This is a genomic window from Alistipes sp. HGB5, from assembly GCF_000183485.2.
Lineage (GTDB): Bacteria > Bacteroidota > Bacteroidia > Bacteroidales > Rikenellaceae > Alistipes > Alistipes finegoldii.
Map to the genome: position 1 here is coordinate 1 of NZ_AENZ01000008.1, position 21,530 is coordinate 21,530.

General features: G+C 60.0%; 17 protein-coding genes and 1 riboswitch. Of the genes, 7 read left to right on the plus strand and 10 right to left on the minus strand.

Annotation, left to right across the window (positions count from 1 at the left end):
- The 3 genes from HMPREF9720_RS01110 to HMPREF9720_RS01120 all read left to right on the plus strand — a co-directional run.
- A partial coding sequence (locus HMPREF9720_RS01110) for a transketolase-like TK C-terminal-containing protein (protein ID WP_009596304.1) occupies positions 1-1,282 on the plus strand: 1,282 nt, incomplete at its 5' end.
- 209 nt (positions 1,283-1,491) lie between these two features.
- Positions 1,492-1,983 carry an RNA polymerase sigma factor gene (locus HMPREF9720_RS01115; protein ID WP_009596306.1) on the plus strand — a complete coding sequence of 164 codons (492 nt, stop codon included), beginning with the start codon at positions 1,492-1,494 and terminating at the stop codon, positions 1,981-1,983.
- Between the two features lie 11 nt (positions 1,984-1,994).
- Positions 1,995-2,579, plus strand: a complete 585-nt coding sequence (locus tag HMPREF9720_RS01120) for a hypothetical protein (RefSeq protein WP_009596305.1) — start codon at positions 1,995-1,997, stop codon at positions 2,577-2,579.
- 117 nt (positions 2,580-2,696) lie between these two features.
- On the opposite strand, the gene HMPREF9720_RS01125 is transcribed toward HMPREF9720_RS01120, so the two are convergent.
- Entirely contained in the window at positions 2,697-3,089 is a 393-nt protein-coding gene (locus HMPREF9720_RS01125; protein WP_039939510.1) for a hypothetical protein, read from the minus strand.
- Positions 3,090-3,463: 374 nt separating this feature from the next.
- Between HMPREF9720_RS01125 and metK the strand changes: the two genes are divergently transcribed.
- From metK to HMPREF9720_RS01140, 3 genes are all read left to right on the plus strand, one after another.
- Positions 3,464-4,768 carry a methionine adenosyltransferase gene (gene metK, locus HMPREF9720_RS01130; protein WP_009596301.1) on the plus strand — a complete coding sequence of 435 codons (1,305 nt, stop codon included), beginning with the start codon at positions 3,464-3,466 and terminating at the stop codon, positions 4,766-4,768.
- A 175-nt stretch (positions 4,769-4,943) separates the two neighbouring features.
- The gene (locus HMPREF9720_RS01135) at positions 4,944-6,416 is read left to right on the plus strand and encodes a Do family serine endopeptidase (RefSeq protein ID WP_039939506.1); all 1,473 of its coding nucleotides are present in this window, start codon (positions 4,944-4,946) and stop codon (positions 6,414-6,416) included.
- A gap of 54 nt (positions 6,417-6,470) precedes the next feature.
- On the plus strand, positions 6,471-7,331 hold the full coding sequence (locus HMPREF9720_RS01140; protein ID WP_009596311.1) for a sigma-70 family RNA polymerase sigma factor: 861 nt from the start codon (positions 6,471-6,473) through the stop codon (positions 7,329-7,331).
- A gap of 196 nt (positions 7,332-7,527) precedes the next feature.
- Here the strand turns inward: HMPREF9720_RS01140 and menA are convergent, their stop codons facing one another.
- Entirely contained in the window at positions 7,528-8,421 is an 894-nt protein-coding gene (menA, locus tag HMPREF9720_RS01145) for a 1,4-dihydroxy-2-naphthoate octaprenyltransferase (protein WP_009596312.1), read from the minus strand.
- A 200-nt stretch (positions 8,422-8,621) separates the two neighbouring features.
- Positions 8,622-9,284 carry a uracil-DNA glycosylase gene (ung, locus tag HMPREF9720_RS01150; RefSeq protein ID WP_009596308.1) on the minus strand — a complete coding sequence of 221 codons (663 nt, stop codon included), beginning with the start codon at positions 9,282-9,284 and terminating at the stop codon, positions 8,622-8,624.
- Between the two features lie 442 nt (positions 9,285-9,726).
- Positions 9,727-9,940: riboswitch (cobalamin riboswitch) on the plus strand.
- 179 nt (positions 9,941-10,119) lie between these two features.
- On the opposite strand from ung, the gene HMPREF9720_RS01160 reads away from it, so the two are divergent.
- The gene (locus HMPREF9720_RS01160) at positions 10,120-11,559 is read left to right on the plus strand and encodes a hypothetical protein (RefSeq protein WP_009596300.1); all 1,440 of its coding nucleotides are present in this window, start codon (positions 10,120-10,122) and stop codon (positions 11,557-11,559) included.
- Between the two features lie 374 nt (positions 11,560-11,933).
- Here HMPREF9720_RS01160 and HMPREF9720_RS01165 read toward each other — a convergent pair whose 3' ends face one another.
- From HMPREF9720_RS01165 to HMPREF9720_RS01195, 7 genes are all read right to left on the minus strand, one after another.
- Positions 11,934-14,120, minus strand: a complete 2,187-nt coding sequence (locus HMPREF9720_RS01165) for a M56 family metallopeptidase (RefSeq protein ID WP_009596310.1) — start codon at positions 14,118-14,120, stop codon at positions 11,934-11,936.
- A 35-nt stretch (positions 14,121-14,155) separates the two neighbouring features.
- Positions 14,156-14,530, minus strand: a complete 375-nt coding sequence (locus HMPREF9720_RS01170; protein ID WP_009596297.1) for a BlaI/MecI/CopY family transcriptional regulator — start codon at positions 14,528-14,530, stop codon at positions 14,156-14,158.
- 171 nt (positions 14,531-14,701) lie between these two features.
- Positions 14,702-15,451: a tRNA (guanosine(46)-N7)-methyltransferase TrmB gene (gene trmB, locus HMPREF9720_RS01175; protein WP_009596299.1), complete on the minus strand. Its 750-nt coding sequence runs from the start codon at positions 15,449-15,451 to the stop codon at positions 14,702-14,704.
- A gap of 5 nt (positions 15,452-15,456) precedes the next feature.
- Positions 15,457-15,969 carry a hypothetical protein gene (locus tag HMPREF9720_RS01180; RefSeq protein WP_139022433.1) on the minus strand — a complete coding sequence of 171 codons (513 nt, stop codon included), beginning with the start codon at positions 15,967-15,969 and terminating at the stop codon, positions 15,457-15,459.
- A 242-nt stretch (positions 15,970-16,211) separates the two neighbouring features.
- Positions 16,212-17,846 (minus strand): regulatory iron-sulfur-containing complex subunit RicT, encoded by a 1,635-nt coding sequence (ricT, locus tag HMPREF9720_RS01185; protein WP_009596309.1) that lies wholly within the window; start codon positions 17,844-17,846, stop codon positions 16,212-16,214.
- 51 nt (positions 17,847-17,897) lie between these two features.
- The gene (locus HMPREF9720_RS01190; RefSeq protein WP_009596313.1) at positions 17,898-19,259 is read right to left on the minus strand and encodes an MATE family efflux transporter; all 1,362 of its coding nucleotides are present in this window, start codon (positions 19,257-19,259) and stop codon (positions 17,898-17,900) included.
- A 104-nt stretch (positions 19,260-19,363) separates the two neighbouring features.
- Positions 19,364-21,421: an ATP-binding protein gene (locus HMPREF9720_RS01195; RefSeq protein WP_009596302.1), complete on the minus strand. Its 2,058-nt coding sequence runs from the start codon at positions 21,419-21,421 to the stop codon at positions 19,364-19,366.
- Positions 21,422-21,530: the final 109 nt, after the last annotated feature.

Below are 21,530 nucleotides of genomic sequence, written 5' to 3' on the forward strand. Positions count from 1 at the left end.
CCCCGCCGGCGAGAGCTTCGAGGACAAGGTTTCGACCCACGGGCAGCCGCTTACGGCCGCCGGTGCCGACTTCGCCGCTACGGTGAAGAATTTGGGCGGGGATCCGAACGATCCGTTCGCCGTTTTCTCCGAGAGTCGCGAAGCGTTCTCCGAGCGCCGCGAAGCGTTGCGCGCATGGGCCTCGCGTCAGGCCGAGGTCGAGAAGACGTGGCGCGCCGAACACGGCGATCTAGCCCGCAAACTGGATATGTTCCTTTCGGGACGCCTGCCCGAAATCGACTACAAGTCGATCGAGGTGAAGGCCGGCGTGGCGACGCGCGCGGCATCGGCTGCGGTGCTGGGCGTCTTCGCCGAGACGATCGAGAACATGATCGTGGCTTCTGCGGACCTTTCGAACTCGGACAAGACGGACGGCTTCCTCAAGAAGACCAAGGCCTTCACGAAGGGCGACTTCAGCGGCAAATTCTTTCAGGCTGGAGTCTCGGAACTGACGATGGCCTGCGTGGCCAACGGCATGGCGCTGCACGGGGGTGTGATTCCTGCGTGCGGCACGTTCTTCGTCTTCTCGGACTACATGAAACCGGCAGTGCGTCTTTCGGCGCTGATGCGCCTGCACGTGATCTATATCTGGACGCACGACTCGTTCCGCGTTGGTGAGGACGGTCCTACGCACCAGCCGATCGAGCATGAAGCCCAGATCCGCCTGATGGAACACCTCCGAAACCACCACGACGAACGTTCGATGGTCGTGCTGCGCCCGGCCGACGGCGATGAAACCGTCATGGCGTGGAAGCTGGCCGTCGAGGAGCAGCGGCCCGTTGCGCTGGTGCTGTCGCGTCAGAACATCAAGAGCCTTCCGGCGCTGGGCGCCAGCCGCCGCGAGGAGGCCGCACAGGTCGCCAAGGGCGGTTATGTGGTGCTTGACTCGGCCAAGCCCGAAGTTGTGATGGTCGCCACCGGCTCGGAGGTCTCGACGCTCGTTGAGGGCGCCGAACTGCTTGCCGCCGAGGGTATCGCCGTACGTGTGGTGAACGTACCGAGCGAAGGTCTTTTCCGCGACCAGCCCCGTTCGTATCAGGAGAGCGTGCTTCCGGTGGGTGTCGTGCGCTACGGCCTGACATCGGGACTTCCTGTGAACCTGATGGGTCTTGTGGGCGAGAAAGGTATGATCCACGGTCTGGATCACTTCGGCTATTCGGCTCCCTATACGGTTCTCGACGAGAAGTTCGGTTACAACGGCAAGACCGTAGCCGAAGAGGTCAAGAAATTGCTCGGAAAGTAGTCGGGACGTTTGGACTCTTCGGCAACGGATTCTTCCGGCCGAAGAGGTCAAGAAGCTGCTCTGAAAATAACGATACCCGATAATGGATAAAATCCCCGAAGTGTCGCTTCGGGGATTTTTTTGTCGGATGAGTTGCGTTGTATTATTATTTTATCCTCCGTGCAACTTTTCGGCTCCGGCCGCGTCTAATGGGGAAAACAGTTTCAGCAATGAGCCTACAGCGAACCAAACAGTATGAATTCGAGACCTTCGTCCGGGAACACCGCCGCATCGTCGGCAAAGTCTGTTATCTCTATGCCGTGGACAGCGACGACTTCGACGATCTCTATCAGGAGGTGCTGATTAACCTGTGGCGGGGATTCGACGGATTCGAAGGCCGGGCCAAAGTTTCGTCGTGGGTCTATCGCGTCGCGCTGAACACCTGCATTTCGTACTATCGCCGCAACCGCCGCCATACGGGCCGGCTGCCGTTGACCGACTCGCTGGGCGCAGCCGACGAAGATCCCGAACGCGGCGAGCGGCTGCGGGATCTGTATGCACTGATAAACCGGCTCGATGCGCTCGAAAAGGCGGTCGTGATGCTGTGGCTCGACGAGCTTCCTTACGAGGAGATCGCCGCGATCACGGGGTTTACGCGCAACAACGTGGCTTCGAAGCTCCACCGCATCAAGCTGAAACTGCGTGAACAGGCAAATCATTAAACTTCCCGAATATGGAACTCGACGAACTGAAAACCAAATGGCACGAGCTGGACGGACGTCTGTCGTGTGCGGACACTAAAATAGACCGGCTGACGGCGGAGGTCTCGGCCGGAAAGATCACCTCGGCCAAGCAGCGGCTGGCGCGTACGATACGGCTGGGAATCTTTCTGCTGGCAGTGCTGCCGCTTTGTTTCGCCAATATATTCCGTACGGGCGAGGCGGACCCCGGAACGGCCGTCAAGGCGACGCTGGTGCTCTTTATCTTCGCCATGCTGGCGCGGCAGATCGCGCTGCTGGTGCTGCTGGCGCGGATCGAGCCGGGAGCGGGGACCGTGCGCGAAACCTGCGCCGCCGTACTCCGGTTCCGCACCTGCTTCCTCTGGGGCGTAGGCGCGGGCATCGTGCTGGGTGTGCCGCTGCTGATCTTGCTGGGATTTTACGTGGGAAGCCTGACCTCGCCCTATGTGTTTTACGGATTCGTGGCCGGACTGATCGTCGGACTGCCCCTCGGCGTGCGTATCTTCCTGCGGATGATGGGCGATATCAACGCCCTGCGCGCCGCCCTGCGGGAGACGGAGGGGGACGTAGAGAATTAAAAATGGTGCGCAGGTAAATCAGCGACGCTATTCTTTCACGATAACGCAAATCCCCGGATTCCTGCGGCGGAGTCCGGGGAGCGTTATATATTTAAGGTGCGCCGTGTCGAAGCTATTCTATTGCATGTAGAGCGTGATCCGGTCGTAATAGCGGCCTCCGATGTAGAGATCGGCTGTCAGCATGCCGCGGCGGATGTGGACCCGGCGCAGTTCGCGCGGCAGATCGACCCGGCCGTAGTCGATGTAGACCGTGTCGTCGTAGGCGTCCCACTGGATGTTGAGCGTGTCGAGCAGGCGTCCGTTGTCGGCGTAACGGAGTTCGTCGCTTCCGAAGCCGTCGGCCCCGAAGTAAACGTAGCTGTCCAGCGCATAGCCGTCCTGATAGAATCCGAGGTCTCCGGCCCATACGCGGCCCGTGAGTGTGTCGTAGAGATCGTCGTCGTCGTTTTCGCAGGACGAAAATCCGACAGCGGCCAGAAGCATGCATGCGGCGAGTAAGAATCGTTTCATGTACGGTTTGTTGAATTCGACGGGTATAAAGATAGTAAAAGTCGGGCGCAATCGCAAAACGGGTTTTGCGGGTTGCTGGGACGCATCCCATCCAATACCGGGCCAAAGATAGTGCATGCTGGGCGCAAAAACAAACTGTTTTTTGCATATTCCGAAATTCCTTCGTATCTTTGCACTCCCGTTTGTAACGCGGGGAAATGTGGAAAGATTTGACTGATTGCAACCACAATAAAAAATCGCTAAAACAGCTTATTTTTTATTCCAACAGCCAATTTTTCCCATTTTATACGTTTTATTTTTTTATTAACCGAGAGCGGCTTTCCGCATGCCGGCACTCCGGCCGGAGGCGCGGTCTCATAATTAAATGTATAACAATGGGCTTTTTGTTTACATCGGAATCGGTGTCCGAAGGACACCCCGATAAAGTTTCAGATCAGATTTCGGACGCCATTCTCGACGAATTCCTGCGTCGTGACGCCAACTCGAAAGTCGCCTGCGAGACGCTTTGCACCACGGGACTGGTGGTCGTGGCGGGCGAGGTGCGCTCCGAAGCGTATGTCGATGTACAGGGCGTGGCGCGCCGTGTGATCGACCGCATCGGCTATACCAAGAGCGAATACCAGTTCGACTGCAACTCGTGCGGCATCCTGTCGGCCATCCACGAGCAGTCGTCGGACATCAATCAGGGCGTTGTGCGCGCCGAGGAGGACGAGCAGGGCGCGGGCGATCAGGGCATCATGTTCGGCTATGCCTGCAACGAGACCCGCGAGATGATGCCGGCGACGCTGATCCTCTCGCACGTGATTCTCAAGGAGCTGGCCGTCATCCGCCGCGAAGGGGAGGTGATGACCTACCTGCGTCCCGATTCCAAGTCGCAGGTGACCATCGAGTACGACGAGAAGACCAACCGTCCGTTGCGCGTGCATACCATCGTGGTTTCGACCCAGCACGACGAGTTCATCCTGCCCGGCAACGGGCTGACGGAGAAGGAGGCCGAGGAGCGGATGCAGGCTACGATCCGCGAGGACGTGCGCACGATCCTCATTCCGCGCGTCAAGGCGCGTCTGGAGCGCGCCGGCGACAAGCTGGCCGGGCTGATCGGCGACGACTATATCCTGCACGTCAATCCTACGGGCAAGTTCGTGATCGGCGGCCCTCACGGGGACACCGGGCTTACGGGCCGCAAGATCATCGTCGATACCTACGGCGGTCGCGGCGCGCACGGCGGCGGCGCCTTTTCGGGCAAGGACTCCTCGAAGGTGGACCGCTCGGCGGCCTACGCCGCCCGCCATATCGCCAAGAATCTGGTCGCCGCGGGCGTTGCCGACGAAGTGCTGGTCGAGCTGTCGTACGCCATCGGCATCGCGCAGCCGCTGTCGATCTACGTCGATACCTACCGTTCGCCGCGTCCCGCCGCGCTGGAGGGGATGACCGACGGCGAGATCGCACGCCGTATCGGCAAGCTTTTCGACCTGCGTCCCGCCGCCATTGTCCGCCGTTTCGGCCTGAAGAACCCCATCTTCGAGGCCACGGCTTCCTACGGTCACTTCGGCAACCGTCCCTATACGGAGCGGGTGAAGGTCTGGGAGAACGGCCGCGAAACGGAACGCGAGATCGAGTTCTTCGGCTGGGAGAAGCTCGATGCCGTGGAGCTGATTCGCAAAGAGTTCGGATTGTAACGGTCCGGGTTGCAGAAAATCGGGATGTCCGTCGCGGATGTCCCGATTTTTGTGTAAGCGGGCATACTAACCGGGCGTTCCCTTTCGTTTGTCCTACGAATCGTAATAAAACCTGATGAAGCTTATGGTATAAATTGCCTCCGAGTAATTGAATTTAAACACTTGTTATCGAATTATGAAAAAGGCATTTTTGATTTTAGGAGCAGTCGCCGTATCGGCCGCCGCGGGCGGACTTACGGCATGGGCAGTAGCCGGGGGCCGCGAAGGCTCCGTACAATATATCGAGCGCGAGGTGGAACGCACGCCCGCGCTGGGGACGCAGTTCACCTCGTATCAGGCCGAGCAGTACCCCGACCTGACGTACGCCGCCGAGAATGCGGTGAAGGCCGTGGTCAATATCGAAGCCGTGCAGCAGGTCGAGATGCCGCGCCGCCGGGGGTACGATCCCTTTCTGGAGTTCTTCGGCATCCCGCAGGGGTATGACGAGGGACCGCAGTTCCGCGAACAGCGCGCCGGAGGTTCGGGCGTCATCATCTCGGCCGACGGTTACGTGGTGACCAACAACCACGTCGTGGACGGGGCTTCGAAACTCCGCGTGAAGCTCAACGACGGCCGTTCGTTCGACGCCAAGCTGATCGGCAAGGATTCGGCCACGGACCTCGCGCTGCTGAAGATCGAGGCTTCGGACCTGCCGACGCTGACTTTCGGATCGTCCGATGCGCTGCGTCTGGGCGAGTGGGTGCTGGCGATCGGTTCGCCGTTCGACCTGCAATCGACCATTACGGCGGGTATCGTGAGCGCCAAGGCGCGTAATCTGGGGGTTATTCCCAACGATTTCCGCATCGAGGCCTTTATCCAGACCGACGCGGCCGTGAATCCCGGCAATTCGGGCGGCGCGCTGGTCAACACGCACGGCGAGCTGGTGGGCATCAACACCCTCATCAAGTCGCAGACGGGTAGCTATATCGGTTATTCGTTCGCCATTCCCGAATCGATCGTGCGCAAGGTGGTCGTGGACCTCAAGGAGTTCGGCATCGTGCAGCGCGCACTGCTCGGCATCCGTTTTGCGATTGTCGATCAGGACTTTATCGACCGTGAAGGCAAGGAGCTGGGCATCACCGAGCTGGGCGGCGCCTATGTCGCCGGCGTCGTCGAGGGCGGTTCGGCTTCGGAGGCCGGCATCCGCAAGGGCGACGTGATTCTGGACATCGACGGGGTGAAGATCAACGACAATGCGACCCTTTCCGAGCAGATCGGACGCCGCCGACCCAACGATAAGGTCAAATTGTCGGTAAAAAGAGACGGCGCAGTGAAACAAATCGAGGTTACTTTGCGTAATAAAGCAGGTAAAACGGAATTAATGACCAAAGAGGACGTCGATGTCGTCGAGGTTCTCGGCGGTAAGTTCGCCGATGCGGGCACCAAACTCTGCCGTGAGCTCGATATCAAGGGCGGCGTGCAGGTGGTCGGCATCAAGGCCGACGGAATTCTGGCCCGTGCCCGTGTCAAACAGGGATTTGTGATTACCCATATCAACGATCGTCCGGTCTATTCGGTTGCGGACATGCAGCGTATGGACGAGAAGGTCCGCTCGATCGACGGTATTTATCCCAACGGCCGCGCTGCGAGCTACACGCTCGTGGAGTAGTGCGGTCCGGGCGGGTTGTAATGTTGAATTTTATTTAGGAAGGTTAATAGATATATGCGTCAATTAAAGATTACAAAATCCATCACCAACCGTGAGAGCGCTTCGCTGGACAAATACTTGCAGGAAATCGGCAAGGAGGAGCTTATCACGGTCGAAGAGGAGGTGGAACTCGCCCAACGGATTAAGAAAGGAGATCAGGAAGCCCTCGAAAAGCTGACCAAAGCCAACCTGCGTTTCGTGGTTTCCGTCGCCAAACAATATCAGAATCAGGGACTCAGCCTCCCGGACCTGATCAACGAAGGCAACCTCGGTCTGATCAAGGCCGCCGAGAAGTTCGACGAGACCCGCGGTTTCAAGTTCATCTCGTACGCCGTGTGGTGGATCCGTCAGTCGATCCTGCAGGCATTGGCCGAACAGTCGCGCATCGTGCGTCTGCCGCTCAATCAGGTGGGTTCGCTCAACAAGATCAACAAGGCGTTCGCACGCTTCGAGCAGGAGCACGAGCGCACCCCGTCGCCCGAAGAGCTGGCCACGGAGCTGGAGCTTCCCAAGGAGAAGGTCACCGACACGCTGCGCGTGGCAGGCCGCCACGTCTCGGTGGACGCCCCGTTCGCCGACGGCGAGGACAACTCGCTGCTGGACGTGCTGGTCAATCCCGATTCGCCCAACGCCGACCGCGGACTTATCAACGAGTCGCTCTCGACCGAGGTGGACCGCGCGTTGGAAACCCTCACGGACCGCGAACGCGACATCATCAAGTACTTCTTCGGCATCGGCACTTCGGAGATGACCCTCGAAGAGATCGGTGAGAAGTTCGACCTGACGCGCGAGCGCGTGCGCCAGATCAAGGAGAAGGCGATCCGCCGCCTGCGCCACTCGTCACGCAGCAAACTGCTGAAATCGTATCTGGGCTGATGCCCGGCGACATATCCGGCCCGGTCGGGTCGTGTGAGTGAAAAAGCTGTCAAAAATGACGGCTTTTTTTGTTTAGTGCTGTTGTGAGCGGCTGGCCTGCCGTATGCGTTTCGGTGCGGCGATGCTATTGGTGCGTGGTGTGTGTGGGGGGCGCTTCGGGGCCGCGGGTTGCGCTGTGTGCGCTTCGGGACCGTCTTTACAGCAGCAGCCCGATCGAGAGCAGTATTCCGAAGAGCAGGATGTTGCGCGACGTGGCGCCCAGAATGGCGTTCAGCTCCCGGCCGCGGCCGATCCGCACCATGCGCCGCCATGTCGCCGTGTGCGGTGCGAGGTAGAGCAGGGGAAGCGCTGCCGCTCCTATGCGGCCGTCGCAGAGCAGCGGGAGGCAGAGCGTTGCGGCTGCGAATCCCAGTGCCAGATAAAGCCCGCTGCCGGCCCGTGCGCCCAGCCGGACGACGAGCGTGCGTTTGCCGCTGCGGGCGTCCTGCTCGCGGTCGCGGTAGTTGTTGACCATCAGCAGGGTGTCGATCGCCAGTCCGCAGGCCGCCGAAATGACGCCCGTCTGCCATGTCCAGCTGCCGCTGAGAACGTAACTGGTACAGCCGACGGGGACGAATCCGAAGAAGACCAGCACCAGCAGGTCGCCCCACCCGTGGTAGGCCAGCGGATAGGGTCCCGCCGTGTAGAGGAATGCGAACACGACGCACAGCGCGCCGACGGCGATCAGCCACCAGCCGCCGTAAAAGAGCAGTCCGCAGCCCGTGATGCAGGCGGCCGCGGTCGTCAGGGCGATTCCGCGACGCATGGCGCGGGGTGTGATCCAGCCCTGTGCGCAGGCCCGTTCGGGGCCCAGCCGGTCTTTGCCGTCGGAGCCTTTGAGGTAATCCCAGAGGTCGTTGATGAGGTTGGCGTCTATCTGCATCAGGAAGGCGAACAGCAGGCACAGCACGGCGGGCTGCAGGTGAAAATCTCCGTCCGAAGCGGCTAAAGCGCAGCCCAGCATCACCGGTACGGCGGCTCCCGTCAGCGTCTTGGGCCGCGCCGCGAGCATCCATGCCCGAAACGAATTGGTGGCTGTTTGTGTTTTCATGTTTCCGGAGCGGACTTATGCGCTGCGTGTGGTTTTATTGCTGTATTGTTTGGGCGGATAACCGTTTTGCGGCTCCTTCCGGGGCAGGGCGTAGTCAGACGATCCCGGATTGGCGCATGCCGAAGTCCCCGCGCCGCCTGCGGTGGCGGAAACTTCCGACCGATACGACGACCGGCAAGACCGGACCGGCAGGCGACGGTTCACCATACGATCGGCTCCTTGCCGATGCTGCGGAGATATTCGTTGGCGCGCGAGAAGTGGCGGCAGCCGAAAAATCCGCGGTAGACCGAGAGCGGCGACGGGTGTACGGACTTGAGGATGAAATTCCGCTGCGGGTCTGCGATAGCTCCCTTTTTCTGGGCGTAACTGCCCCAAAGCATGTATACGACGCCCTGTTTGCGTTCGGAGATCGCGCGTACCACGGCGTCGGTGAAGGTTTCCCAGCCGCGGCCCGCATGCGACGCCGCTTCGTGTGCGCGGACGGTCAGCACGGCGTTCAGCAGCAGTACGCCCTGCTCGGCCCAGCGGTCGAGGTTGCCCGTCGCGGGAGGGGGCGTCCCGGTGTCGTCGGCGACCTCCTTGAAGATATTCTGCAGCGAGGGCGGGAACGGCACGCCGTCGCCTACCGAGAAGCAGAGCCCGTTGGCCTGTCCGGGACCGTGGTAGGGGTCCTGACCGATGATGACCACTTTCAGCTTGTCGAACGGGCATTTGTCGAAGGCGCGGAAGATGTTGCTGCCGCGCGGATAGATGCGCCGCGTGGCGTATTCCTGCCGTACGAACTGCGTGAGGTCGGCGAAGTAGGGTTTTTCGAATTCGGGAGCGAGCAGCTCTTTCCAGTCGGGGGCGATCTTTACATCCATGTTGCAAGGTGTGTTAAAGTGGTGTAAATGTAGTAAAAAGTCGGCAAATTCCAGTTGTTTTCGCTGCCGATATAAGGAAAGGGGTTTTGTTTTTTGCGCTTTGCCTGCTGACTGCGCGTGCGCGGATGCGGAAAAACCGCCGAAAGGGGCCGTGACGCTGATTTATATGATCGGCGACGGCTTGGGGCTGACGCAGGTCTCGATGCCGGTGATCGGGGGCGGTTACGTACCGAAGGCATTCGACCGTGCGCAGGGCGCGGCCCTGATTCGGACCCGCCGGCCGACAACCGCGTGCCGGACTCCGCTGCGGCGTGATGGACAACACCGGACAGGTCCGGCGGATCATGGCGCCGCTCGGACCCGGCGGCTGACGGTACGGAGGGGATTTGTGCCGCAACCCGAATTCCGGCTGCGTTTTTTTTGTTTATTTGAGGGATTGTGCTACCTTTGCTTTCGCTACGGTTTCCCGGTCCCTTTGCGGTCGCCGGGAATTAAAAGGGAATACCGTGAGAATCGGTAACAATTCCCGTTGCTGTGTGCCCGGCTTTCTTGATTGAAAGTATTTTCCGGCATTCTTGGCCACTGGTCCTCCGCGGACCGGGAAGGCGCCGGAGAGAAGGGCGAGTCAGAAGACCTGCCGTCGCGATTATACGGATTTCGCTTCTACGGTGAATGGAGCAGGTCTTGGGTCATTTTCAACCGAACGTATTGAGTGTGTCGAAAACAACCTCGGATGCCGGACTGCGCGCGCTTTGTTGCGTGTGCGTCGGAGTGTGCCTTTTCATCTTTGCGGTCCGCCGGAACGGAACAGTGTTCAACCAAAAACGGATAAAAGATGAAAAAACTGATCTTAGGATGTTTGCTGGCCCTGTTTGCATCGGGCTGTAACGACAACGAACCGGAACAAAAACCGGTCGAACTGAAAATCTCGTTCGCCGGGGAGAATCCCGTCGAATTTACGGTCGGGGAGCAGAAGCGGCTCGCCTTCACGGTGACGGGCGACGATCTGGAGGGGCTGACTTTCGCCGCCGAGCCTGATGAGGCCCTCTCCGGCTGGACGGTTGTCGTCTCCGCCGGGCGCGAGGGGGATGCCTACGCAGGCGCGCTCGATGTTACGGCGTCCGCAACTCCGTCGGAAACGGCCGTGACGCTGACCGTCACCGACCGCAACGGCAAGCCGTGGAGTGCGACTACGCCGACATTGACGGCCGTGCAGGCGCCGGTGACGGCCATCGACCTGAGCCGGGACGGAACCGCCAACTGTTATATCGTCAGCGAGGCCGGCGATTATATGTTCGACGCTACGGTGCGCGGCAACGGCAGCGGAGACGATGCCGCGATCGCGCTTGCCGACGGCATGAAAGCCGACTGGCTTTGGGTGACGAAAGGGCTGGAACAGGAAATTTCGGCCGTTTCGCTCGATGCCGGAAAAGGCCGCATCTTCTTTACGGCGGCAGGCGCCGCGAAGGGCAATGCCGTCATCGCGCTTGCGGATGCCGCGGGGGAGATCGTGTGGAGCTGGCATCTCTGGTTCACGCCGGAACCTCGGATGGTGACCTATGCCAACGGCCGCGTATTGCTGGACCGTTCGCTGGGAGCCGTCGGCACGACGCCCGGATCGGCCGAGGCTTACGGACTCTATTACCAGTGGGGCCGCAAGGACCCGTTCTGCGGGGGTACGGCCCCCGAAACCTCGGCGACTGCTTTTGCGCAGGCGGCGGAAAATTCGGTCGTCAATCCGGCCTTCGCCGATACGCATGCGTGGAAGCAGGAGAGCGGGGCGGCCGTTTCGACACTGGAATACGCCGCGGCGCATCCGCTTTCGTTCCTTTCGAACAAGGGTGCGACCGGAGTTTACGACTGGCTGGCCAAGCCCCGCGCCGATTTGTGGAATACCGCGAAAACCTGCTACGATCCGTGCCCCGTGGGGTATAAGGTGCCGGACCGCGATACGTGGGACGATTTTGCGGACGATCAGGACCGCTATGTGGACGGAACCTCGGAATGGGATGGGGAGAAGTACGGCATGACCTACATTTTCGGCGATCTGAGGGACTGGTACCCGACATCGGGTTACCGTAACCGCGACAAGGGCAATCTCGCCGGTCTCGCTACGACCCGTACGGGGCATTACTGGTCCAACTATCGTTCGGGAAACACGATCTCCTGTTTCTATATTTCGAAAAAGCTCAGTACGGGCAAACTGCTCCAGCCGCAGTCTTCTTCGAAATCCGATGCGGCATACGGCTATAACGTTCGCTGTTGCAGGGAGTAATCCGGAGCGGCGGAGTCGCAGAGCCTTTCGGAGATAGGGCTGAAAAGTCCGGAGCGGCCGGGGCGGTCTCGCAGGTATCGCTATTCGGCGGTCCGGCAGGCCGATAAAAACGGCGTCCACTGAACTCAGGGTGGACGCCGTTTCCGCTTATGGTCGGTTCTGTGGCTTGGGAAAGCCGGGGCAGTCTCTGAGGACTGCCGGCGGGGGGGCTTGAAAATCAGGAGCGGATGCCGGTCCGCGGGAGCTTGGCTTGGGGAAAGCAGGCCGGGCGGCCGATTCGTGGAGCCGGTTGATTCGGGGAATCCGGGCCGGTCGGTTTGGGGAATCCGGGTTATGGCGCCGCGCGGTCTGCTTGGTCGTAGCCGGTTGAAAAACTACTTTCCGGATTCCGGGGCCGGTGTGTCGGACGCTTTCGTAAGCCGGAAGTCCACGGGAAGCGTATATTTCACGCGCACGATCTGCCCGCGCTGTTCGCCGGGTTTCCATTTGGGCGAAGAGGCGATGACGCGGCGGGCCTCCTCCCAAAGCGACGCGTCGGGCGCTTGGAGTTTTTCGATGTCGCTTACCGAGCCGTCCTTCTCGACGACGAACGACAGCACGACACGTCCTCCGATCCCCTTTTCGAAAGCTTCGGCCGGGTACTTTACGTTTTTCTGCACCCATGCCCGGAAGTTGCCGAGGTCGCCGTACGGGGCGGCGGGATCTTCGGTCGGGAAGAGAGGCATCGTTTCGGTCACAAGGAACGCCTCTTCCTTTTCGGGGGTGCCGTTTTTAATTGCGATGGCGTTTGCCGCGGTTTGTTCGGCGTCATCCCTCTTGCCGTTGCTTTCGGACGTAGCAGGTCCCATATCCGCTCCTTTGAGCGTGATGACTATCACGCCGTTGCGGGCCTTTTCGCCGTAGAGTGCGGTGGCGGCTTTGTCCTTGAGGACACTCATGCTCTCGATCCGGTCGGGATCGAGTTTGCCGATCTCCTTCGTTTCGATTCCGTTGACGATATAGAGCGGTTTGTCCGTTACGGTCGTTGTTACGGTCGTGCCCTCCGTTTCGGATTTTCCGGCCGTTTCGGCCTGCATGTCGAACATGAACATCTGACGCGCCTTGTCGCCGACTTGTGCGATATGCGGTTTGCATCCTATGTGGCTGATTTCAAGAGCCGAATTGGCCGGTACCTGTAATGCGGCCAAGCCTTCGTCGTTGGTGACCGCACCTATCTGCGAACCGCTGACCTTGACCAGCGCACCGGCGAGCGGGGCGTTGTCCTTGTAGGTGGCGACGCTGACGGTCACCTGCTCCTGCTGTTGCTTCTGCTGTTGCTTCTGCGGCGCGTCGGGCAGGTCGTCGGTGGGGGTAAAGCCTGCTTTGGGGTTTCGTATCAGGGATACGACGACCGGGTTTTCGTCTTTTACGCCGATGGTCCGAGGCTCGTAGCCGATATGGCTGATTTTGAGTTCGCTGCCTTCGGGGACCGTTATCACGGCCCGGCCGTCTTTGCCGGTGACGGTGCCTTTTGGGGTGCCGGCCGCCTGTACGAGCGCTCCTTCGATGGGGCGTTTGTCTTTTTTATCCACTACCGATAGCGTCGCCGTGCAGGTCTTGTCCTGCTTCTGCATCGCGTCGGCCGCGGTTCGTATGCCGGTCGGCTCTTCGGTCGTTCCGGTTGCGGGGGCGGTCGCCGGGGCGACGATCACAGCTGCGCGCGAGGTGAAGCCGAATGCGCACAACAATCCTATCACGGCGGGCAGCGTACCCGCCAGCCGCAGCAGGCCGTGCCTGCTTTTTGTCTGCATGGTCATCATTTTAAAGCGTTTTTTAGTGAGGGAGTTGCGCAGCCCGTTGGCTATTTCCGGACTATAACCGAAAAGCTGCCTGAAGATGGTTTGCATATATTCGGCGCGGTTGTAACCGCTGTTCAACACGTCGTTGTCGGCCTCGAACTCTTCGGCTTCGGTCAGCCGCCGTGCGGCGATCCATGCGAAGGGGTTCCACCACAGAAGGGCCTTCATCAGCTCCATCAGGATGCGTTCGATGGAGTGGCGGTGGGCGATGTGGCTCGACTCGTGGGCCAGAATGGCGGCCAGCTCCCCGGCAGACGTTTGGTCCCAGACGTAAATGGTGCGCAGGAAGGAGAACGAAGCGATTTCCTGCCGCGTGCGGACGAGCGTATAGTCGCCGGTCCGGGAAATTTCGGCGCCGCGCCGCAGCCTATGGATGCGGACGACCTGCCATGCCATGACGCCGGCGATCAGGACCGCTCCCAGCAGATAAAGCCCCAGACAAAGACTTTCGGGCGTTACGGCGAAACCTCCGCTCTCGTCGGGAAGCACTTCGCCCGTCCAGACGGGGAGGTCGGGCGGGATGGCGGGTGCGGCTGCGACGACGCGCCCCGGCCATACGGGAATCCGCAGCAGCGGAATCAGAGCCGCGGTGAAGGTCGTCAGAAGCAGGTAGAGCCGGCACCAGCGGAATCTGACCCGGCGTTCGAGCAGGATGGCGTAGGCCGCCAGCAGGACTCCGCTGCAGACGAGCACTTCGAGCATGTAGACGATGGCTGGTTTCATATTGACGAACTTGACGGGGCGTGTGGCGGGGTATGTTATTTTTTTGCGTTCCGCATGATTTCGAGAATCTCGTCCATCTCCTTGACCGAAATGTCTTCGTTTCGCGAGAAGAACGACACCATCCGGGCCAGCGAGCCGTCGAAATAGGAGGTCAGTACCGACGACATGACGCCGCGCGCGTACTGCTCGCGGTCGACGAGCGGGTAGTAGCGGTGGCTTTTGCCTTCGGGGGTGTGTCCCACGAAACCTTTGTTTTCCAGAATCTTGAGGAAGGTGGCGACGGTGGTGTACTTGGGCCGCGGCTCCTCGGTCTGGGCGATGATCTCATTGACCACCGCGTCCCCCAGACGCCAGAGTATCTGCATGATCTCCTCTTCGCCGCGTGTGAGTTCCGTTGATTTTTTCTCCATGGTAAAAAGCGCTTTTTCAGTTCCTATGCAAGTTTACTACTAATTTTTTAGATATGCAAGTTTTATATCTAAAAAATTAGTAGATTGAGCCGAAAAAGTTTCTTACCTATATTTAATTAAGAAAAGAGCGGCTGTATAAAGGATAGGCGGGCCGTCAGGCTGGAAGCGGGGTCAGTGTATCCGGCGCTCCTGCTCGTTGTCCTTTTCCTCCTTTTCGTCCTCTTCCCAGTCGAACCACGGGAATTCCTGCCGTCCGGCCAGCGAAAAGCGGGTATAGGTGATCGGAAGACCCATTTCGAGAAAACGTTTCTCGTAGGCCGTTTTGACCGAAAGCACCTCGTCGGCATACCCCGAACCGTAGATGTCGGGATTCGAAACCACGCAGGGAAGGGTGTAGCGGCGAACGACCTCGTTGGTATAGGCGAACAGGTGTTTCGAGTCGGTCTTGAGATTGATCCACCCTGCGGGTTTCAACAGCCGGGCGTAATATTCGAGGAACAGCGGCGAGGTGAGACGCTTCTTGGCCCGGCGGCTTTTGAGCTGCGGATCGGGAAAGGTGATCCAGATTTCGTCCACCTCGTTTTCGGCGAACAGGCCGTTGATGAACTCCACGCGCGTGCGCAGAAAGCCCGCATTGGCGATTTTCCGCTCCGTGACGCTCTTTGCGCCGCGCCACATGCGGGCGCCTTTGATGTCGATGCCGATATAGTTGCGCGACGGGTCGTGTTCGGCCAGCGCCACGGTGTATTCGCCCTTGCCGCAGCCCAGCTCCAGCACGATGGGGTTGTCGTTGCGGAAAAAGTCGCTGCGCCAGCGCCCCTTGAGGGGATGGTCGCAGTGGAATACCTCGTCGAATTCGGGTTGTACGAAACAGTCGAAAGTCAGGTTCTCGCGGAACCTGCGGAGTTTATCTTTGCCCATTGTCTCTATTGGCTTTTTACGATATGGATGCCTACCGCTTCGATGCCTTCGACGGGGCGGCAGGGGGTGATTGTCAAGTGGTAGTCGCCCGTACGGTCGAACCGTACGCGGCGGCGGTAGGGGATGTCGGCTTCGCGCGAGATCGCGGCCGGAGTATGTGCCGGGGGAATGACCATCACGAACGGTTCTTCGTGTTGGAGCGAGTCCGGCGTGCGCACCCGGATGTGGACGGTCAGCGAATCCTCCGCGAACCGGTCGTTGCAGCGCAGGAAAAGGTTGACGTCGCGGAGCGTCGTCGTATCGGCGTTGGCGAGGGTGAGCGGGGCGGGATCGCTCCACGACGCCGAATTGACGTCGGTCGCAATGGCTCCGTGGGGGGACATGCAGCCTGCGGCGAGAAGTGCCGCGGCGGCGAGCGCCGTGCGGCAAGCCGCGCGCATCGGGCGTATCGCTCCCGGACCGGACAGGCTGGCTGCCGTACGGAGCATTTTTGCGGCTACGGAACCCCGCGGGCGCATTGCCGCTCCGGCGAATTTTACGGCCGCAATATCCGCTGCGGAGCATTTCCGCCCCTCGATCGGGATGGGCGCGCGGCCGTCTGCGCCGGGGAATGTTCCGTAGGGATCGGCGTCCGTGCGATCTTGCCTGCCGGTCTCTTGCCTGCATGGATCGGCAGTGCGGTCCGGTCTAATCCGGTCTGCCCCATATGGGGATACGGCTCCGCAGCGTGCCGTTATGTCACCTGCCGTCCGTTGCACCGTTATTCGTTTGCGCCGTTGCCGCCGTTGTTTCCGTTGCCGCTGTTATTGCCGTTTTCGCTGCCTTCGCCGCGCGGACGGTCGTTGTTCGGACGGCGGCGGTTGCGGTTGTTGTTCCGGCCGCGGCTGTTGCCTTCGCGGCGTTCGGCGCCGTTGCCGTTGTTCGTATTGCCGTTGCGGGCTTCGTTGTTGTTGCCGTTGCGGGTGTCGCCGTTTTCGCCGGTCCGGTTTTCGCTGCCGGAGTTGCCTCTGCGGCCTCCGTTGTTGGCGTTGCGGTTTTCGCGGTTCTCTCCGTCACGGCGTTCGCCGTTGTTGCGGCGTTCCGGATTTCCGTTGCGGCCTTCGTTGTTGCGCCCCTCACTGCTGCGGCCTTCGCCATTGCGGGGACGGTCGTTGCGCCGCGGGCGGCGTTCCTGCTGCCGGCCCTGCTGATCGGGCTGTTCCTGCCGGCCTGCAGCCTGTTGTCCTGCTTCCTGCGAATCCTGTCCGTTCTGCCGGCCCCCTTTGCCGCGGCTCCGCTTGCTGCGGCGCTTGGCCTGATCGAAACGGGTGATGCTGTCCTCCTCCGAACGGTAGGTTGGCTCTTCGGCCGCCGGGGCTATGTCCTCGGCGGCTTGCAGCCGGTCTACCTTCTTGCCGGCGCGGTTCTGCGAGACGATCTCCTTGACGCGCGCGATGGAGAGCGTGGTGACGTTGACCATCGCATCCTTGCTCGACGAGAAGGTCATCGTGCCGGCCAGAATGTCGTTCTTGACCAGATAGTATTCGCCGTCCATGGCCTGCAGCGGTTCGCGCAGACGCGGGAACTCCTTGCGGGCGTCGACGTAGGTGTCGTACTCGTACATCATGCAGCACTTGAGCTTCGAGCACTGTCCGGCGAGTTTCTGGGGATTGAGCGAAATTTCCTGTACGCGGGCGGCGCCGGTCGTGACGCTCGAAAAACTCGACATCCACGATGCGCAGCACAACTCGCGTCCGCAGGCACCCAGTCCACCGATGCGTCCCGCCTCCTGCCGCGCGCCGATCTGCTTCATCTCGATACGTATGTGGAACCGTTCGGCGAAGACCTTGATCAGTTCGCGGAAGTCCACGCGTTCGTCGGCGATATAGTAGAAAATGGCCTTGATCTTGTCGCCCTGATACTCCACGTCGCCGATCTTCATGTTGAGTCCCATGTCGGCCGCGATCTGGCGCGACGCGATCATCGTCTCGTGTTCCAGTTCGATGGCTTCCTGCCACTTCTCGATGTCGTAGGGCTTGGCTTTGCGGTATATCTTCTTGAATTCGCCGTTGAAGGGGTTGAATCCCGTGCGGCGCATCTGGCGCGCCACCAGATCGCCCGTGAGCGAAACGATGCCGATGTCGTGGCCGGGCGAAGCTTCGACCGCCACGATGTCGCCCCGCTTGAGCGGCAGGTTGTTGACATTCTGGTAGAATGCGCGGCGGGTGTTCTTGAAACGCACTTCGACGATGTCGGTCGGAAGGTTTTCTGGGTACTCTTCGAGCCATGCGGTCTCGTGGAGTTTGAAACATCCGTCGCAGAGTTTGGCTTCGCATTCCGAACCGCAGTTGCAGAAGGAGCAGCCGCGGCCTATTTCGGGTTTGAATGCTTTCGTATGTTGTTTTTCGGTATCCATGGAGGGTATAATTTGCGTAAAGATACGCAAAAATTCTGAATTTTTTAATTTTTAATTGCTGCTGAGGTACAAGCGTCGTATGCTGCGTCGTATGCGGAGGATCATCATCACGGCGGCGGCCGACAGCCCGAACGAGAAACCGAGGAAAAGTCCCGACGGCCCCATGCCGAGCGTGAAGCCGAACAGGTAGCCCACGGGCAGGTTGAGCAGCCAGTAGGAGACGAAGGCGATCGGCATGATGATCTTCACGTCCTGAATGCCGCGCAGGATGCCTACCGAGACGTTCTGAATGCCGTCCGAAAGCTGGTACAGCGCGGCGAAGACCATCAGCTGCGAGGCGATGGCGATCACTTCGGCATTGGTGGTGAAGAAGGTCGGAATGACGTTGCGCATGGTGATGAAGACCAGCGCCGCGAAGGCGTTCCACGCCAGCACCAGATGATACGACGCCTTGGCCGCCAGCGACAGCTCGCCGATGTTGCGGGCGCCGTAGCAGTGCGACACGCGGATGGTGGTGGCGGCGCCGATCGACATGACGATCATGAAGGCGCAGTTGCCGATGGTGACGGCGATCTGGTTGGCGCTCATGGTCTCCTTGTTGAACCAGCCCATCATGATGCCGGTACCGACGAACGCCGAAGCTTCGAGAAACATCTGCATCGAGATCGGAAGTCCCATGTGCAGCAGTTTTTTCACCGTGGCCCACGAGTAGTTGCGGGGCGAGAATCCGTCGAGGTAGCCGCGGTAGCGCTCCCGGCTGTAAAAGTAGCCGACCATCAGGATCGGGGCGATGATGCGTGACAGCAGCGTGCCCAGACCCGCGCCCTCGGCGCCCATTTCGGGAAGCGAGAAGCGTCCGTAGATGAAGACCCAGTTGAAGCCTATGTTGGCCAGATTGGCGACGATCGTCACGACCATCTCGACCTTGGTGTTGCCCACGCCTTCGAGGAACTGCTTGAAGGCGAAGAAAAGCATCACGAACGGCATGCTGAAGACCAGCATGCGGTAATAGGGGATGGCCGCATCGACCACGTCTACGGGCTGGCCGAGGCGGTACATGAGCGGGATGACGGAGTATTGGACGACCGCCATTGCGAATCCCAGCAGCGTGTAGAACAGGATGCCGTTCTGCAGCAGCCCCGCCGACTTCTCCCGGTCGCCCTGCGCGTAAAGCTCGCCCACGAGGGGCGTCATGCCCAGCGCGATGCCGATGGCGGCGATGAAGAGGATGAAGAATACCGAGCCGCCGAACGATACGGCGGCCAGCGGCACGGGGTCGTCGCCGCCGTAGCGGCCGACCATCAGGTTGTCGGCTACCTGCGTGAGAATCTGGCCCAGCTGCGTCAGTACGACGGGCAGGGCCAGTTTCAGATTGGACTTGTATTGATCTTTATAAGTCGAGAAACTGTACATTGCGTTCCGGATTTAGGATGCAAAGATAGCTAATTAACTCCGGATTGCAATCCGCAGCTCCGTCCGATACGAAAAATCCGCCCGGAAGGGGCGGATTTTCAGCTTCAGCAGGGGAGGACGATATCGATGCAGCAGCCTGCGCGGTATTCGGGGCAGACGCGGATTTCGCCTCCGAGCCGCGTGACGATCAGGCGGCAGAGATAGAGCCCGATGCCCGAACCCGGTTTGAAGGGGTCCACTTTGGCGAAGCGTTCGAATACCCACTCCCGCTTGTCGGGGTCGATGCCGATGCCGGTGTCGGCCACGCGGATGCGTAGTCTGCGTTTGCTGTCATCCTTCTTGCAGGAGAGCGTGACGGAGCCTGCGGCGGTGAATTTGGCGGCGTTCTGCAGCAGGTTGTCGATCACGCGGGTCATGTAGAAGACGTTGGTCGGAATGATGCAGGAACCTTCACCCCCCCCCTTGAAGATATACTCCACCTGCGGGTTGTTCGACTGCCGCTTCTGGTATTCCAGCCGTTCGGCGCATAGCAGGCCGATATCGGTGTCGGTCTGCGGCAGCGGCGCTTCGGAGCAGACAAGACTCGACAGTTCGAGCATGTTTTCCAGCAGGGTGGTCAGCGCGGTCGTGTTGGTCCATATCTGTTCGCGGAATTCGCGCCGCGTATGGGCGTCGAGGGTGTCATCGAGCAGCAGTTCCGAAAATCCGTTGATAGCGTTGAGCGGCGTGCGGATTTCGTGGCACATGGAGTTGATGAAGGCCGTTTTCATCTTTTCGCTCTCCGTGGCGCGGCGGCTCTGGCGGGTTATCTCTTGGTTGGCGTCGGTGAGCTGCCGCCTGATCTGTTTCAGCCGTCGGACCATGACGTATTGGTAGACGCTCCAGCCGACGAGCAGCAGCAGCAGCACCCCGCCGGCAAGCAGGGCGATGAATTTCATGCGGTTGGCCAGCCGGGATTTTTCAAGTTCCAGCTGTCCCACTTCGAACAGGGTCTGCATCTCGGCGAGGCTGTTCTGCGCCTCTTCCACGCGGTCGTTGTGGCGGATCGTATTGGATTCGCGCAGCGCTTCGAGGGCGTTTTTGTAGTCGCCCAGATGCTCGTAAAGCCACGACTGCACTGCGTATATGGAGGCGAAATCCGCTTTTGTGCCGTTGCGCTTGTAGACGGTTACGGCCGAGTCGATATAGGCCACGGCCCGCTCGTATTCCTCCATGTACTGGTAATAGCGGGCGCTGGTGCTGTAAATCTCGGCCAGATCGCCTCTGGCGCGGGCCAGCTCCATGCACTTCCCGTAATATTGGGTCGCCTTCTCTTTGGAGATAAGCTCGCGCAGATAGAGCATCTTCGAGTAGGCGCGCATCGTGTAGCCCGTCGTGTCGCGGTAGGGGCGTTCGAAGCGGTCGTCCATCGCCAGCCATGCGCGGTGCAGGTCGATACATTGCTGGATCTGCTTTTCGGCGCGTTTGTCTTTGCTGAGCATGTAGAGTTCGGAAAGCTCGTCGCGGCAGATCCGCTCCATGTGGAGACGCTCTTCCAACGGATAAGCTTCGAGTTTTTTCAATGCCTGCTCCACATAGGGGATCGCCTTGCCGATGTTGTCGTAGGCTTCGGTCGCCAGCGACGAGAAGTCTAGGGAGAGTCCCGTCAGGAATTCCCATTCGATGCGCTCTTCGGGCGAGAGTTCGTTGTGGATTTTGGTCTTGAGTCTGTCGAGTTCGTGTTTTACGGTTTCGACCGCATTGTTGTCGTTCATCAGCTTCCAGATGTAGTAGGCGTAGAGCGACGAGCGGAACAGGGCGTGGCGCGGTCCCGGAAGAATGCTGTCCGCAAGGGCGATGTATTTCTCGGCCCGCTGCGAGTCCCGGCCTGCGAATTTGCGTACCAGAAAGTCCAGCGCGTCCTTGCAGCCGTAGAGGTCTCCGGATTTCCGCGCTTCGGCGAGCGCCGCGTCCCAATAGGGCGCTGCGAGTTCGAGACTGTCTCCGCTCAGGTCGGCCAGCTGGACGTATATCCGTTCCCGGCCGACGGCATCGTGTGTCTTGGATAAAAGCCTGAGCAGGCTGTCGGCGTGTGACGGCCCGGCGGGCGCCGATATCGCGGCGAATGGAAACAAGGACATAATAAGCCCTGACGCAAGGGCTTTCAGGAGCATCTGACGCATGTCGGTGTTATGAAACTGTATTAAATCCGGACAAATTTAGTTGAAAAATAATCTTTCAGGCAATTATGGAATAAAAAAGTGGCGGAATAAGAAAAGAGACCGGTTTGAA